This window comes from Nonomuraea sp. CX421 (assembly GCF_059358955.1).
Genome location: NZ_JCADBK010000004.1, coordinates 514,215 through 529,139 on the forward strand (window position 1 = coordinate 514,215; position 14,925 = coordinate 529,139).

Sequence of the window (14,925 nt, forward strand, 5' to 3'; positions counted from 1 at the left end):
CCTGTCCCATGCGACGGAGCCGGGCGGGACCGCACGCCAGGAAAACCCACAGTCCTGAGGCGTGCACCACCTATAAGGTGCGCTGGTGGACAATGTGGAGAGTCTTGTCATCGCCCGGCGGCTGCGCGTTCCGATCGGCGAGGCACCCGGCGATACCCATCCCGGCTGGGGAGAGGTGGCCGCCCGCCAGCTCGACGCGGCGCTGCTGAGCGTCGGTTTCACATGCTCGGCGGCCCTGCTCGAACGCCTGGCGAGGCTGCGCGGCGAGACTGTGATCGATCTCGGCGTCCGTGTGCTGGCCGCCGTCCGCGCGCTGGTCGGCGACCACGTCCAGCACAACGCCTATTTCATCGACTTCCCCAAGAACGTGCCCGACACCATGGAGTTCTGGGTCGGCCTCCTGCATGAGGCCCTGCTCGACCCGGTCGCCGCCACGCGTGTCCAGCCGGCGACGCTGAACCTGCTCGCGCTGCCGGGGTACGGCCGCTACCAGCACAGCTACGCCGACCTGTTGGCCGCGCACGCCGAGTTGCTCCCGCTGGCCAGCGACCGGGTGACCGTGCTGGACCTGGGCGCGAGCCTGGAGGAAGAGGCGCGCGAGCTCTACTTCTCGCTGGCGGGTTCGGAGGTCCCGCTCGCGGAGGAGGATCTGGCGGCGCTCCGTACGCTGGCCGTGTTCTGCGCCGACGAGCCCGAGCGCATCCCGGTGCGGGAGAGCCGCGCCATCGTCAACGAGGTTCGTTTGGCGGCAGGACGGCCGCTGCTGGTGGACACGGTGACCGACGTGCTGCGGCTCGCCTGCGGTGTCTCCGGCGGCGACGTCACGCTGGCTACGCCGACCAGGTTCCGCTCGTTCCGCCGCGCCGAGCGCCGCGCCCTGCTTGAGGCGTTGGACGCCGTCGCCGTTCCGGCCAAGCTCGGTGATGTGCCCCGTCACCGGGAGCGGTGGAAGCGGCTCGGCGAGCGGCTGCACCCCCACGAGTACCCGCGGCTTCCTCGCGCCGCCCATGTCTTCGAGGTGGCCAGAGGCGTGCGCCAGGCCGCGAGCTTCGACAGCCGCGTCGAGGCCGCCCTGTCGGCGGGCCGCACCGGCGACGCCGTCGCGCTCCTGGAGAACGCGCCGGGCGCGTTGCTGCGCCGCCTCGACCACCTGCTGCGGTCGGGCCACTCCGCGCCGGCTGTGCTGGACGCCGCGGAGAAGGCGGCGGCGGGCGCCTCCGGTCGCGTCCTGCTGTCGCTGCGCGAGCACCTGCAGAACCGCCTCGCCCCGGCCGCCGGCCGCGTCTTCACCAACCGGAACGGCAGAGCGTGGGCGGCCTCCGACGCCCGCGCGCCACTCGACGAGCAGGTCCTGTCGCGGGCGGTCACCGTCCTGGACGAGGAGATCACCCGCCGCCTGCCCGACCCGGGCGAGCTGGTCATCGATCCCGACGTGCTCGACGTCGCCCTGCCCCTGTCGGGCAAGGCCGTCGTCCCCGGCCTGGGGATGCTGCCGCGCGGATCGCTGTCGGCGGTGGACGGCGAGCTCCTGCGGTTCTTCGTGCACTGGCGGCAGGCCGGGCGGCGTACCGACTACGACCTGTCCGCACTCATGCTGGACGCCGACTACGGCGACCCCGAACACATCTCGTGGACGAACTACGGCAACGACTTCGCCGAGTACTCCGGCGACCTCACCGAGGCGAAGGACGGCGCGTCGGAGTTCATCAACATCCGGCTCGCCGACGCCACCCGGCCGATCATCATCCCGCAGGTCCACATCTACACCGGCGAGGCGTTCGACGAGGCCGCCGAGGCGTTCTTCGGCTACATGACCAGAAACGCCGAACAGGAGGGCAGGCCGTTCGAACCACGCACGGTGCGGATGAAGTCCGACCTGCGCGGCGCGGGCCGCGTCGCGCTGCCCTTCGTCGTCCTGCGCGGCGACGACGGCGGCTGGCGGGTGAAGTGGCTGCACCTTTACCTGAAGGGGCATCCCTCCTTCAGCAATCAGGTAGAAGGAAACCGCGTCACCTCCTCCCTGCTGGTGCGCTCGATCGTGGAGCGCGACCACCTGCGGGTCCGCTACCTGGCGGACCTGCTGCGGGCGAAGAACTCGACGGCCGGGCACACGACGTACATCGGGCTGCAGGCGCCGGCCGACCTGCCGGAGGGTGCGCGGGTGTACACGCCTGGGACCCTGCACGAGCTGATCCCCGCCTGATAAGGTGAAGATCGCGAGGCTATGGGAGGGCTTCCTTCTCACTCTTTCTGAATGAAATTCTAGCCTTCCCGCTCTCCTCGCACTCTGGCCGTGAGGCCATTCGCGGGCTTCCTTCTCACCTGGTTTCGCGACCAGGTCGGCACCCTACGGGTACCAATCGGATCTAGCTCGCGAGCCTTCCTCATGATCAGTTTCACCACGAACCCTCCGCGTGAATGTCGCGTCCGTCCCTGGCAGCGGGTGCCCACAGGAGGGACTACGGCCGACGCTGTCGATCATGCGCCTTGAAAGGCAGCCCCATGCCTCGAAGCCGCTATCTGCGATGGTGGTCGGCCGCACTGGTGATGTGCGTGCTGAGTTTCCTGTCCCTGTGGCTGCCGCATCTCTTCGAGGGGGACGGTGCGGCCGGCTGCGCCGGCTATGACTCGCTTCCGTTCGGCTTGGCGGAGCTGTGGTCCGATCTTCATTGGGCATGGCTCCGTCTGCGTGAACCCGTGCTCGAACACACACTGGTCCTGAACGGCCTGCCCTCCGTGAGTGTCTTACTGTCAACCCTGGTCGCCGCCTGGGCGAGGCGACCGCTCAGCACGATGGTGGGGCTGCTCACCATTCTGGTCGTGGCGGTGGTCGCGCTCGACTGGGTGTTCATCGCGTTCTCGTACTTCACGCTGCTCGGCTGCGCGGGCTGGGAAGGAAGGATCCCGTGGCTGCTGTGGCGTCTGCTGCCGGTGGCCGGTTACGGCAGTGCGATCGTCCTGCTGGTCGTGGGAATCCTGACCCACCGGCGTACCAGGTGAGGGTCGCCCTTTCACGTCCGCGTTCAGCGGGCCTGGGGACCGTCGCGGCGGGTGCCTGCCGCGCGATGCGAGTGCCCGGTTCACCGGCCGCGGCTGGGTGAATCGCGGTGCGGGCGGCGGTCAGATCGTGGACGGAGCCGGGTTCGACCTCGCGGTAGGTGGTGGCGCGCGAGACGCGGCGGTCGCGGCCGAGTTTGGGGATGTCGTGCTCGCCGCGGAACCAGCACAGCGCCATGACCGCCTTGCCGGAACGGGCTCAGGGCCCGGCTGTCTTCGGGGTGCCACGCAGCCGGCCTGTCTCCGGCCTTCGACGACTCCTCCCGAAAAGCCCGGAACATCACCGACTGCATCCCATAAATCCCCAATCGCCACGAATGATTTCGCTGAGATCATCTCAGTGACGTAAGCCGCTCTCTTATTTCCTCGGCTCCATCGAGATGTTCGTTGATCCCGATGTCCCATTGAGTGCTGTCCAAACCTTCGATCACTACGAGAAGTTCTGGATTTGAAGCCTGCCGGACAATTTGACGTGAGAGGGCGCGACGGGATTCAGTGGCCATGATCAGACAGTCGTGAATTTGATCTAGACCGGAAGCGACCCCTATCAGCTCGCGCCAGCTCAGCGGATAGCCGACATCGGAGGACGAGATAAGGTCTTCGAAAGACTGCATCGTCATCCCTTGAGGTGCAGTGCCTGTTCCCCAAAGTTCCAGTATGCTCCAGGTCCACATATTTGCAGGGAACTTGTTGAGAATCCGAGCGAGCCCGACGGCGCTTCCGGGTTCTTTGTGCATGGGAATTACGACAGTGGACATGTCACCATCCCCAAGGTTGCGGCTGACCTCAATCCAATTCAGCCATCCAAGCACGGAGGTCTTCATTGTTATGAAGGTAACTGTCTGGGGCATCTTTCAGATCTGCCCCAGCCAGCGTTTGCAGAGAATCCCAGATCGCCGGATCAGATAGTTTCGTATCCTCTAGATCTAGCATCAAACGCTCGGCCCATGAGGCGACATCCTCTCGGGTTCGATGCCCGTCCAGCATGTCTATGATTGCTTTGCGCAAGGTATCGCGTTTGGGCTCCATATGCTACCATTTCCCGGTATAGTTTCCGTCCCTGTCGAATGTGTAGTGTACCTTCTTCCCGTCCGTGATACTTTCCTGAGGGCGAACCTGACGGATTCTCCCGGATCTGTCTATGGTTTCCTGCCAGGTGCGCTTTGCGCCTGTGGCGGGATCCCATTCACGGACAGTTCTACGGCCGATCATTTCACCAGGCTTGCTCGCAGGCTTTATCTCTCCGTAGTATCTGATTCTTCCGTTGCCGAGAGTTCGATGGCCAGCCCTACCGTACTTCTCGAGTTGACTTAGATGCTGTCTAAGGCGCTCGCCATTCGCGGCGCTAGATGCAGTAGAGCTCCTAGCGCCACTGGTAGCGACTTTTTTGGCTCCGCTGCCCAGCAATGCGCGGAGTGTACCTCTCGCGATGCCTCCGATGCCGGTGACCGCCCCAATGGCGACGGCCGCATCGTCTGTCTCCTCGGCATATCCTGCACCGCAGTCCGGGGAGCGCTTGCACATCTCCCCCTTGTTGGTGGTGCGCTGTGTTCTGCGTCGGAAGTTCTCACCCACCTCTTTTTTATCGCGTATCAGCGCGTCCCGAGCATTCTCGCCAGCCCGCTGCCGCTTCATTTTCCGGTCCTGAGCAGCGACGGCTTTCTTGTGCTTCTTCTCGAGCTTCATCTCATATTTCTGCTTCTTCACGCCGCTGGCCTTGTGGGTCTTCGCGAAAGCCTTGTCGGATTTCGCGTTGCCGGTGTCGACGCGGCGGCCGTCGGGGTCGGATTGGTCGATGGGGTTGTTGGCGGCGTAGCTGTAGGGATTGGCCCATTCGGGGGTGCGCAGGTCGAGTTCGGGGTCGGTGGAGATGAACTTGGCGATGGCGGGGTCGTAGTAGCGGGCGCCGAGGTAGGTGAGGTCGGTGGAGGGGTCTTCGGTCTTGCCGAGGAAGCCGCGGTCGGTGAAGGGCAGGTCGTCGGTGCCGCGGCGCTTGCCGAAGGGCAGGTAGCGCTCCCGGCTGACAGAGCCGGTGGTGTCGTTGATGGCGAGTTGGGTGCTGCCGTGCTGGCCGGCGAGCATCCAGGTGAGGCCGCTGGTCTGGCGCATGGCGATCAGGGACGCGTCGGAGGCGCTGTAGTAGCGCTTGGCGGTGACTTGTCCTGCGGCCAGTCGCAGCTCGATCGGGCCGAGGTAGAGGGTGGTGCTGCCGTCGGGGTCGCGTCGGAGCAAGCGTTCGCCGTCGGCGTCGTAGACCATCGAGGTGTTCTGGCCGTCGATGGTGGCCTGGTCGAGCTGGCCGAGCGGGTTCCAGGTGAGGGTGGCCTGTTCGCCGGCGACGGTGCGGGCGGCCAGTTGTCCGGCGTTGTCGTAGGCGTAGGTGTCGGTGCCGCCGGGGCGGGTGATGGCGGTGACCGCGTTCGGGCGGACCGCGGTGGGGCCGGGTGCGGGGTAGGTGTAGGTGGCGATCTGGCCGTTGTCGGTCAGGGTGGTAAGGTTGCCGACCTTGTCGTAGGCGTAGGCCTGGTTGTAGGGGTCAATGCCCAGGCCGTCGCCGGTGCCGGTGCAGGAGCTCGCGGTGGTGGTGTAGGCGGCCTTGAGCCGGAGCAGGCCGTCGTGGGTGAAGCATTCGGACTGGCCGACGGTGCCGCTGGTGGCCGAGGCGGCGTCCAGGACACGGGTGATGTTGCCGGCGAGGTTGTAGCTGTAGCGGTCGTCCTGGACGGTGTCCGGGGTGGGGGTGTTCGCTTTGGTCTGGGTGGTGACGCGCGACAACCAGTCGGTCGTGGAGTCGCGTTCGAGGAGGCGTTTGATCTGGCCGTTCGTGCCGAGCGACCGGCTTTCCAGCTTGCCGGTCAACGTGAAGGTGGTGTCCTTGACGTAGGTGAACCCGCCGGCCAGGTCGGAGGTCATGCCTTTGGCGAAGCCGAGGTCGGTGTAGGAGAAGGTCAGCTTCTCCGCCGGTAAGCCACCGGCCTCGGGCAGCGTCTGCTCGCGCAGGTTCCCGGCGGCGTCGTAGACGGAGGTGAAGGCGTAGTCGCGGCCGAGTGCGCCTTCGCCGGCCGGAACGGTGACCTTGGTCGCGATCGGCCGATAGTCGCTGTCGTAGCCGGTGACCGTCTGGGTGTAGGCCCTGCCTCCGACGTGGCGGGTGGCGGCGGTGGGCTGGCCCTTGGCCACGGTGTCGTAGGTCCACTCGGCGAGCTTCGTCCCGGTGTCCGGCTCGCCGGCCCACTGGCTGATACGGCGGCCGAGCTCGTCGTACTTGCTGGAGATCTTCTGGTTGTTGCCGTCGATGCTCCAGAGCTGCCGTCCGGCCAGGTCGTAGCCGTGGCTGGAGGTGCCGGCGTCGGGGTCGGTTGCGGCGGTGCGCCGGTCGAGCCAGTCGTGGGTGTAGGTGCGGACGTTGCCGTTGGCGTCCGTCATCGTGGTGAGGTTGCCGTTCAGGTCGTAGCCGTAGCCGGTGTCGGCGTGGTTGGTGGCGTCGGACCATTCCTCGACCTTGACAGTGCGGCCGAACACGTCGGTGACGGTGGCGGTCTTGCCGCCGACCGGCGGGGTGACCTCGGTGCGCTCGCTGCCCGGGTAGGCGGTGCTGGTGCGGCGTAGTTCGGTGCCCAGGTGGTAGGCGATCGCGGCGACCGGCCGTTCCTGGTCGTCGTAGACGGTCTTGGTCCACTGCGGCAGACCCGTGGTCGCCGGGTTGAGCAGGCCGCTGCCGGGCGGGTCGGTGTTGTGCACCGGCTCGGACTCCGTCACGGTCAGGCCGCGCGGGTCGTAGGTGGTGGCGGTGACGATCCGCCCGCCGGACGGTGAGGCGGTCTGCGCCTCCCGGGTGCGGCCGAGGCCATCGTCGTAGCTGTGGGTGCTGGTCCATGTGGCGTTGCCGCCGGTGCCGGACAGCAACTGGTTGACCGTGGTCTTGATCGGCGCGGTGGGCTGGCCTGACCAGCCGTCGAACGGAATGGTGTAAGCGACGGTGGCTGTGGGGGTGCCGCCGCTGCGCGGCTGGCCGGGTCTCCACAACGCGGTGGTACGGCCGAGCGCGTCGTAGTCGATCTCGGTGACCTTGCCGTTGGCGTCGGTGACCAGGACCGGCTCACCCAGCACATGCGACAGCTTGGCGGTGACGGTGTGACCGAGCGGGTTGGTGGTGGTCACCCCGGTGCCGGGCCAGCCGGTCGCCGGACTGTAGGCGGTGGCGGTGGTCCTGCCCAGCGGATCGGTCGAGGTCAGCGAGCGGCCGTAGTCGTCGAAGGTCGCCTTGGCGGTGGAGATGGTGCTCGCGTTGGCGTAGGAGCGGACCTCCGTGGGGTTGCCATCGCTGGGCTTGTTGGTGGCCGGGTCGCTGCCCAGGTCGTACAAGGTGATCGTCTTGCCGATCAGCGTCCCCGTCGTGCAGTCGTCGCCGGCTCGTTCCTCGACGACGGAGGGGAAGGCGGTCAGCCACTGCCCGGCGTCGGTGTTGCGGGCGTAGGTGGAGCTGGTGCAGGTGTTGTCGCCGGCCACGCCTTCCTGGCCGTAGTCGTTGACCTTGATCGGCAGGCCGTCGGCGTTGTAAGCGGTCCGCTCGTCGGTGTAGCGCCAGGCACCGGTGCTGAGCTTCTCGCGCGATCGTTCCCGGGTGGTCAGCACGTACGCCGGGTCCATGGTGCCGGGTCCGTTGCCGGTGTTCTGGATCGTGTACTCATACCGGGTGGAGTCGACCTCGGTGTAGGCACGCGGGCTGAGCGCGGTCATCTTCCACGACTGCTCCTGCAGCACGTTGCCCTGCAGGATCGGCACATCGGTGACCGTGCCGCCGTCGAAGTTGGTGACCGTCTCGCCGGTGCCGCGCAGGAACGTGCGGCTGGTGACCGTGTAGGCGGACGGATCGGTGCCGGAGCCTTCGACGGTGCGGACCTGGCTGTAGCCACGCCAGTCCGACGCGGGCGGTGCCTGGCCGGGCTCGGCCGGCTGCCTCGGGTCGTTCCAGCGAGGGCTGCCGACGAACTCGTAGGCGTGGACCATGTCCGGTGAGCCGGCCACCATGTCGCGTTCGACGACCTTGACCGCGAGCTGCTTGAAGAACCGGCTCCAGGTCTCGTACCCCTGGTCGGGGTCGCTGCCCATGTCGACCTGATAGCAGTCGCCGACCTGGTCGGCCAGATAGTTGCCACCGACTCGGCCCTTGCCGCCGCCACACGGATCAGCCTGACCGTAGGTGACCTCGACGCGGCCGCCCATCCCGTTGCGGATGGCTGCGATGCGCGGCACCATCCGCCACGACAGCAGGTCGGTCCAGTCCGACATGGTGTCGTAGTCCATCTTCCCGGCCAGCATCACCGCGTCGAAGTCCAGCGGCGGCAACACCACCTGCGACCCGCCCGCCAGACCGGTCTGCTGCACGGTGTCCAGCCACATCACCGGGTCGTAGGCCCAGGCGTAGTCGGTGCGCTGGTAGATCCACTCGTGCGTGAAGTCCAGCCGGTCCACCGGATCCCACACGCCCGAGACCGGGTTCTTCGATTCGGTGCGCACCGAGGTGAGCTTGCGGGTGGAGTAGAACGCGATCGCATCGTTGGCGCACCCCACCTGCGTCGTGCACAGCAGGTCGGTGGGGATGTCATCGCCATCGCGGGCCGCAGTGGTGAACATCGTGCGCGCCGTCGGCACGCTGCCGGCCACCTGCGTGTTGTGCCCCCACCGCACCTCGGCCAGGAACCCGCCCCGATCGTAGGGAAGCACCCGGTAGGTCTCATGCAGGCACGAAGGCAGGCAGAAGTAGTTGGTCTCGCGGGTGTAGGAGTAGTCGATCACGTTCTCGTTGCTGTCGACCTCCTGGTCCAGGTTCCACCGCCACACCCCGGTACACGTCGGCGGAATCTCGTCGTAGTAGTAGCGGTCGTAACACGGCTCATCGGCCACCACCAGCGGGTCGTGCTCGTTACCCACGTACGGCGTCTGCCACTGGGCGTCCCGGTTGTAGCCGAACCGCCACACCTGACCGTCCTGGCTGGTGATCCTCCAGTACGGCTGCCCGTCCGCGCCCCCGGCGACCTGCTCGATCTTCCAGCCGAAGTCCGGCACCGTCTTCCAAGCGCCGGACGTACGATCCTGCACGATCGACGCTGACCGGCCACCTGCCGACAGCACCAGATCCGACTGCGTCTGGTCGTTGGTGGACGCGTCACCGTCGTTCTGGTCCGGCGACTCCCAGCACAACGCCTTCCCGCCGATGCCCAGTTCCTCGGCCTTCCAGATCAACTCACCGGTGTCATCGCTGTACCAGTTGTCCACATAGCAGCGGCGGTAGCGCCGCTCGATGAACCCCGCGTTCAGATCCCAGCCCACCCCGACCACGCCGGACTGGTTGTTGGTCCACCGCCCCTGCCCATCCACCGACGACGCGTCGTACTGCAGCGACAGATCCGGGCCGTTGCCCGCGGGCGACGGCGCCTCGGGCAGCGGCACGTCATAGTCGAATCCGCCACCGGACGTGCCCGCCTGCCAGGTGCCCGACGGCTTCAGATCCGTCGCACCCCAGTTACCGTCCGGCCCGGTCAGGCCGGCCGCCAGCAGATACACCGACCCCGCCGCGAACTGCGCCTCAAGCGCCGCCCGCGCCGCCTGCGCGGCCGCCGCCTTCTTGTCCTTGCCCGGCGTCACCGGCTTGACCCGCGGCGCGACAGCACCGAGCGGGGTCGCTTCCACCTCCGCGGTCAGCCTCCCCGCCTTGACGTCATTGACCGACGCCACCACCAACGGCTGCACCACACACGAGCGCGGACGCGGCGTCTCCAGCACACACGCGGGCAGTCGCACGAGCTGCAGCCGATTGGCGAAGTTTCCGCCATAGGCATCCCGGAACCCGGCATAGGAGAACTCCGCCCGCACCTTGCCGGGAGCGCCCCCACCGTCCGCCCGCGCCACCTTCGCGGCGATCCCGAACCCGCCCAGCGAGCGCACCGCCTCCGGCGCCAAGGTCTCCACCCTGACCTGGTCCACTCCCGCGCCCTTGACCGGGCCAACCCGCACCGGCAGCGCCCCGACCTCGGAGACCTTGCCAACCTCAGGCATGCGCACCTCAGCGGCGCCCGCCTTCGGCCACACCGGCTTCTTCCGCTCCACCTTCGGCACGGACTCCTCCGCACCCTTGACCACCTTCTTGCCGGGCACCAAGCGCCCGTCCACCGACTGCTCCGGATCAGGCGCAGCGGCGGCGGCACGCGACACCAGCCCGTCCGGCACCCCGACGCTCGAGATCAGCACCAGCGAGCAAAGCCCGATGATCAGCGCCGCGAACAACATCGGCAGACGTCGACTCCGCATCCCGCATCCCTTCAAGGGCACGCTGCCGCAGACCTCGGCAAAGAGGCCTTTCGCGCGCCTAAGGCAGACATAAGAACGATCAAACGGAATGTGATCGACGAACGAAGATCGGTCAACGGCGGGAGCGTCACTTACCCGACGCTCACAGTCAGAATTTGTCAATCACGCATGCCATGCCGGGCTGGTCAACGCATGTGGCACGGAAGCCGCTTTCCCGAACCAAATCACTCACTATGATTTACGTCACTTTCACGGCCCAGCAGGCCCCAGCGGAGGTCGGTTCCACGTCAGTACAACCTCTCGCGCTACCGCGCGCCACCTGCGAGAAGGCTCTCCCACAGCCGGTTTCCCTCGGCGGCACGAAGCCAGGGGCTCTCGCTGACCCCGTTGCCGCCGGACGCCCGCACCGTCCGGCGCATATGTACCAGCCCGCCGGCCGCGCACAACTCGTACACCGTCACCAGGCACTCACACGTGTGGCTCCGCACCCTGACGGACTCAGACCTGGGCACCGGGTCGGACCAGTCGATCACCTCGTGCCCCTCCCGTACGCGGGCCACATGCGGGCCGTAGAGCTCCTTCACCACCATGGCGACCTTCAGGCCGATCACGTCGTCAGGCTCCCGACACGTGACCCCCGCCGAACCCGCGTGAACTCGGTGGGCGAGCCGCCGCAGGCTGCTCAGCGGGACGACGTGGTCGGGCAGGGATGTTGGACATGCCGGTTCGGGCAGCAGATCATGCCGATCGTGACGAACCGGCCACCGTGCAGCCATTCGCCCCACTGCACGTCCACGCCACGCGGCAGCAGGTCACGCGCGCCGATCAGCCGCTCCTCAAGCGGGATCCCCTCGGGCAGGAGCAACGCCCCACGCACCTTGCCGTACTCGCCCGCCATCCAGCCCGCCGCCTGCTCGACCTCGTGGAACGTCGCCGCGATCCGCGACGCCGGCTTGGCCAGCCAGTCACCGGTCCGCATCGGCGGCACCATCGAGGCGAGAAAGTCGGGCGAGGCCGGTCGGCGCTCGGCCTCGTTGCCACGGTCGGCGCCCGCGCCGAGCCACTGATAGGCGTGCCAATGCATGGACAGGCGCTCCCGTAGAGTGCTGGGGGCGGCGGTCCCTGTCTGCTTCGACCAGGCAGGGACCGCCGTGCTCGGGGTGATGCCTAGATCGTGGTCAGTCCGGCGGCCCGAAGCTCGTCACCGGTGAACCGGAGTGTCCCGGCGTCCGGGTTCTTCGAGTCACAGACGGCATAGGCGTCCTCGATGCCAGGAATCGGAGCGATCAGGACACAGCTCTCCATATCCTCCTCCTGCTGGTTACCGCCACACAACCTGCTGAACGACACCCCTTCAAGGTGACTGCCGTACAGATCCATGACGCGATCTCCTCTCGGTTGGCTCTACTCCCGACACGGCTTCAGTGACATCCCGTAACCGAGCGTCACAGGGCGACCTTAGCTCAACCTAGTCCGACCTGTACATGCCTAGCCCAGACGCGGTCTATACTGTTAGGTCTATCTATAGAAGTCGGTGTCGGTTTAGGGTCCGCCTGTGATGTTGCCTGAGTCGCCTTGGACCGCGGATGATTGGAATCCGGAGTTCTACCGCTACGAGCAGATCGCGGACTGGGTCGGAGGACGGATCAAATCCGGCGACTACCCTCCGCGCACCGTGCTGTCTGAAGTGCGACTTCAGAACCACTTCGGCGTCGGCCGGGCGACCATCCGCAAGGCGTTCGCGATTCTCCGCGAACGCGGGCTGATCATCACCAAGCCCGGCAGAGGATCCGTCGTCCTCCGCCGTGACGACGCATCCTGAAACGTAGCCGCAAGTTCTACCTGGCACGGCCGGAGGCGACTGGAGCCACTGACGCAGGTTCTCGTCGATGAGGCCGGGTCCCCAAGCTGGTTCCAAGCCGAGCACAAGAGCCATCGCCCACCATTTCCAGCTGTGAGCGGATATTTCAGGAAAAGGTTTACGAAGATCGCCGCAGCCGCGGCGGTGGTGATGGCGGTGACGCTGCCCGCCCTCCCCGCGGCGGCTGACGAGGCGCCCGATGCGCGGCCCGACGTGCCCGTCGGCACCTGGCTGGCGGCGCGCACCCAGCCGGCGGTGCAGCTGACCAGCTTCACCTACACCGGCACGGTCGCCGTGCCGACCAGCACCATCAACGAGAACGCGTTCAACCGGCTCGTCGAGCAGGCCACCGCCACCGTGCTGTCCGGCAAGATCTCCTCGGACGAGCGCAGCATCGCCAAGTGGATCTTCCAGCGGATCGCGGCCAACGTCGACACCTACCTCACCGCGACCACCCCCGAGCGTACGGTCGACGCCGAGGTCGGCGGCCTGTGCACCGGCTGGTGGGTCACCCCCGACGGCTACATGGTCACCGGAGCGCACTGCGTGCAGGTCGGCGAGAGCGAGCTCAGCCAGCTGTTCGCGCAGCAGGCGCTGGCCAAGTTCAACAAGCAGGACGCCAAGGAGATCATCAGCGGCCTGCGGGGCATCGAGGCCGACGAGGAGATCGTCAAGCTCGCGCAGCAGATCTACGTCACCTTCAACACCGGCCACATGAAGCTCCGCAACCTGAAGCAGAGCCTGTCGGTGATCCAGAGCCTGCCCGGCGGCGGCGTGGACAAGACCGCCAAGCCGGTCCCGGCCGAGCTGGTGTCGGTCGGCGAGAGCTATCCGGGCAAGGACTTCGCGCTGCTCAAGGTCAACGGCCAGCAGAACCTGCCGACCGTGCCGCTCGGCGACGACGCCGACGTGCGTACCGGCGACACCCTCTACATCAGCGGCTTCCCCGGGCTGGTCACCAACACGGCGTTCTTCAGCCTGGAGTCCAGGCTGGAGCCGGCCTTGACCGAGGGCCCGTACAACGCCAAGCGCGCCACGCAGACCGGCGTGCCGTACATCCAGACCCAGGCGCCCTCCTACCACGGCAACTCCGGCGGCCCGGTGTTCAGCAGGGACGGCAAGGTCATCGGCATGTTGATCGCCGGCACGGTGAGCGAGGGCGGCGAGGCCTCGGAGAGCGAGAGCTTCGTCCTGCCGGTGAGCATCATCAAGGAGAAGCTCGGCGAGAAGAACATCAAGCCCGCCCAGGCCGTCACGACGACCCGCTACAACGAGGCGCTGAACGACTACTTCCGGCACTACTACGAGGACGCGCTGCCGAAGTTCCGTGAGGTCCAGGCGTTGTTCCCGAACCACCCGTACGTCGCCAAGCACATCAGCGACTCGCAGCAGGCGATCTCGGCGGGCAAGGACGAGTCACCCAAGCCGATCCTGATGTGGGTGCTGATCGGGGCCGGCGTGCTGCTCGTCGTCGTGCTCATCCTGGTCGTGGTCATGCTGCTGCGCCGTCGCCGCCGTCGTCCCGAGCCGCCTTTCGGCCCGCCCGGTGGCGGAGGGTACGGCGCGGTGCCGCCGCCTCACTGGCAGCAGCTGCCGGCAGGTCAGGCCCAGCTCCCGCCTCCGGCCCAGCCGGCGCAGGGACCGTACGGGCAGGGAGGCCCCGGCGGGTACGACCCCAACGGGTACGCCCCCGGCGGATACGGCGCCCCGCCGTACGGGTCGGCCCCGCACAACGGCCACCTCCAGCACGGATCCGGTCAGCAGGCGCCCCCATGGCCCCCTCAAGGCCAGGGCCAGCCGCCCAGATGGGACCAGAACCGGTCCGTCCGCTATGGCGAGTTCGCTCCCCCGCCGGACGACAATTCCCGCTAGCCCACGTTTTCCGCCGGTCAAGGTGCTGAGGAACACTTACGTGCGGAAAAGTGGGCTAGCGCTCACATTCCTCATCATGTTTCGATCAACGGCATGAGCAACGACATGCTGTCCTTCTGGAACGGCATGGCCGTCGTTTGGCTGGTCATGACCATCCTTCTCACGCTCGGCATCTGGTGGGGCGTCCCGATCGAATTGTCCGATTACGTCGGGCTCACCATCGGCTGGGGCACGGTGAGCGTCGCCATCTGGCAGGAACTACGCAGGCCCTTGTCGGATCAGGGCCAGGGCGGACCCTGGCGGCATCCTCGCTCCTCTTGACCGGGGCGGTCGGCCAGGTCAGAGCGCGATGCGATCGGTCCGGGAACCACCGAACCACATGTTGTCGATGGCGCTGTTAAATCTGCTTACAAGGGCTTTACTCCTGATTGCTACACTTTCGCGATGTTCAGATCACCGGAATTCTGGAGGTCCGCGAAGAGCTGATCGAGGGGGCGTTCCGCTCGCGTGGGCCAAGACCGTGGTCCCGCGTCCGACCGGGGGTGGTTGGGCAGGGGCTTCGCCGGTGGTTCTCCGATGCGACGGCACAGCCGGTGACGCGCGGGTCTCCCGCGAAGCGAGACGGGGGCACATATGACCCAGAGCGGCGCCGCTTGAGGGTTGCCGAGGCCGGGGTCACGACGGTGGCGGCCAAGACTGGTCCGGCGTCCCCGCGCCGACCGGTGGCCAGGGCGTCGGGGCGGTGCGACGCGGCAGGGCCCGGGTGCTGTCCAGGCGTGGGGATACAGGTCATGGACCGGGTGATCCGGTCCGTCCTTTCCGTG

At 67.1% G+C, this 14,925-nt stretch carries 11 protein-coding genes; 5 read left to right on the forward strand and 6 right to left on the reverse strand.

Annotated elements, in window-relative coordinates; translation table 11 throughout:
• Window positions 1-85 precede the first annotated feature (85 nt).
• Together AC5L3X_RS11105 and AC5L3X_RS11110 are read left to right on the forward strand one after the other, a co-directional pair.
• The gene (locus AC5L3X_RS11105; RefSeq protein WP_494856769.1) at window positions 86-2,203 is read left to right on the forward strand and encodes a TerD family protein; all 2,118 of its coding nucleotides are present in this window, start codon (window positions 86-88) and stop codon (window positions 2,201-2,203) included.
• A 350-nt stretch (window positions 2,204-2,553) separates the two neighbouring features.
• Window positions 2,554-3,000 (forward strand): hypothetical protein, encoded by a 447-nt coding sequence (locus tag AC5L3X_RS11110; RefSeq protein ID WP_494856771.1) that lies wholly within the window; start codon window positions 2,554-2,556, stop codon window positions 2,998-3,000.
• A 389-nt stretch (window positions 3,001-3,389) separates the two neighbouring features.
• On the opposite strand, the gene AC5L3X_RS11115 is transcribed toward AC5L3X_RS11110, so the two are convergent.
• The 6 genes from AC5L3X_RS11115 to AC5L3X_RS11140 form a co-directional block, all read right to left on the reverse strand.
• Complete coding sequence (locus AC5L3X_RS11115; protein WP_494856772.1) at window positions 3,390-3,881, reverse strand: hypothetical protein; 492 nt, start codon at window positions 3,879-3,881, stop codon at window positions 3,390-3,392.
• On the reverse strand, window positions 3,844-4,086 hold the full coding sequence (locus tag AC5L3X_RS11120) for a YxzC family protein (RefSeq protein WP_494856774.1): 243 nt from the start codon (window positions 4,084-4,086) through the stop codon (window positions 3,844-3,846). Before AC5L3X_RS11120 ends, AC5L3X_RS11115 begins: the two co-directional genes overlap by 38 nt.
• 3 nt (window positions 4,087-4,089) lie before the next feature.
• Window positions 4,090-10,368 (reverse strand): RHS repeat-associated core domain-containing protein, encoded by a 6,279-nt coding sequence (locus tag AC5L3X_RS11125; protein ID WP_494856776.1) that lies wholly within the window; start codon window positions 10,366-10,368, stop codon window positions 4,090-4,092.
• A 305-nt stretch (window positions 10,369-10,673) separates the two neighbouring features.
• Entirely contained in the window at window positions 10,674-10,979 is a 306-nt protein-coding gene (locus AC5L3X_RS11130) for a hypothetical protein (RefSeq protein ID WP_494856778.1), read from the reverse strand.
• Window positions 10,980-11,050: 71 nt separating this feature from the next.
• Window positions 11,051-11,452, reverse strand: coding sequence for a hypothetical protein (locus AC5L3X_RS11135; protein WP_494856779.1), 402 nt, complete (start codon window positions 11,450-11,452; stop codon window positions 11,051-11,053).
• Window positions 11,453-11,535: 83 nt separating this feature from the next.
• Window positions 11,536-11,748: a DUF397 domain-containing protein gene (locus AC5L3X_RS11140; RefSeq protein ID WP_494856780.1), complete on the reverse strand. Its 213-nt coding sequence runs from the start codon at window positions 11,746-11,748 to the stop codon at window positions 11,536-11,538.
• Between the two features lie 178 nt (window positions 11,749-11,926).
• Between AC5L3X_RS11140 and AC5L3X_RS11145 the strand changes: the two genes are divergently transcribed.
• From AC5L3X_RS11145 to AC5L3X_RS11155, 3 genes are all read left to right on the forward strand, one after another.
• Complete coding sequence (locus AC5L3X_RS11145) at window positions 11,927-12,190, forward strand: winged helix-turn-helix domain-containing protein (RefSeq protein ID WP_494856826.1); 264 nt, start codon at window positions 11,927-11,929, stop codon at window positions 12,188-12,190.
• Window positions 12,191-12,322: 132 nt separating this feature from the next.
• Window positions 12,323-14,101, forward strand: a complete 1,779-nt coding sequence (locus tag AC5L3X_RS11150) for a S1 family peptidase (RefSeq protein WP_494856782.1) — start codon at window positions 12,323-12,325, stop codon at window positions 14,099-14,101.
• Window positions 14,102-14,194: 93 nt separating this feature from the next.
• Window positions 14,195-14,422, forward strand: a complete 228-nt coding sequence (locus tag AC5L3X_RS11155; protein ID WP_494856783.1) for a hypothetical protein — start codon at window positions 14,195-14,197, stop codon at window positions 14,420-14,422.
• The last annotated feature ends 503 nt before the right edge of the window (window positions 14,423-14,925 follow it).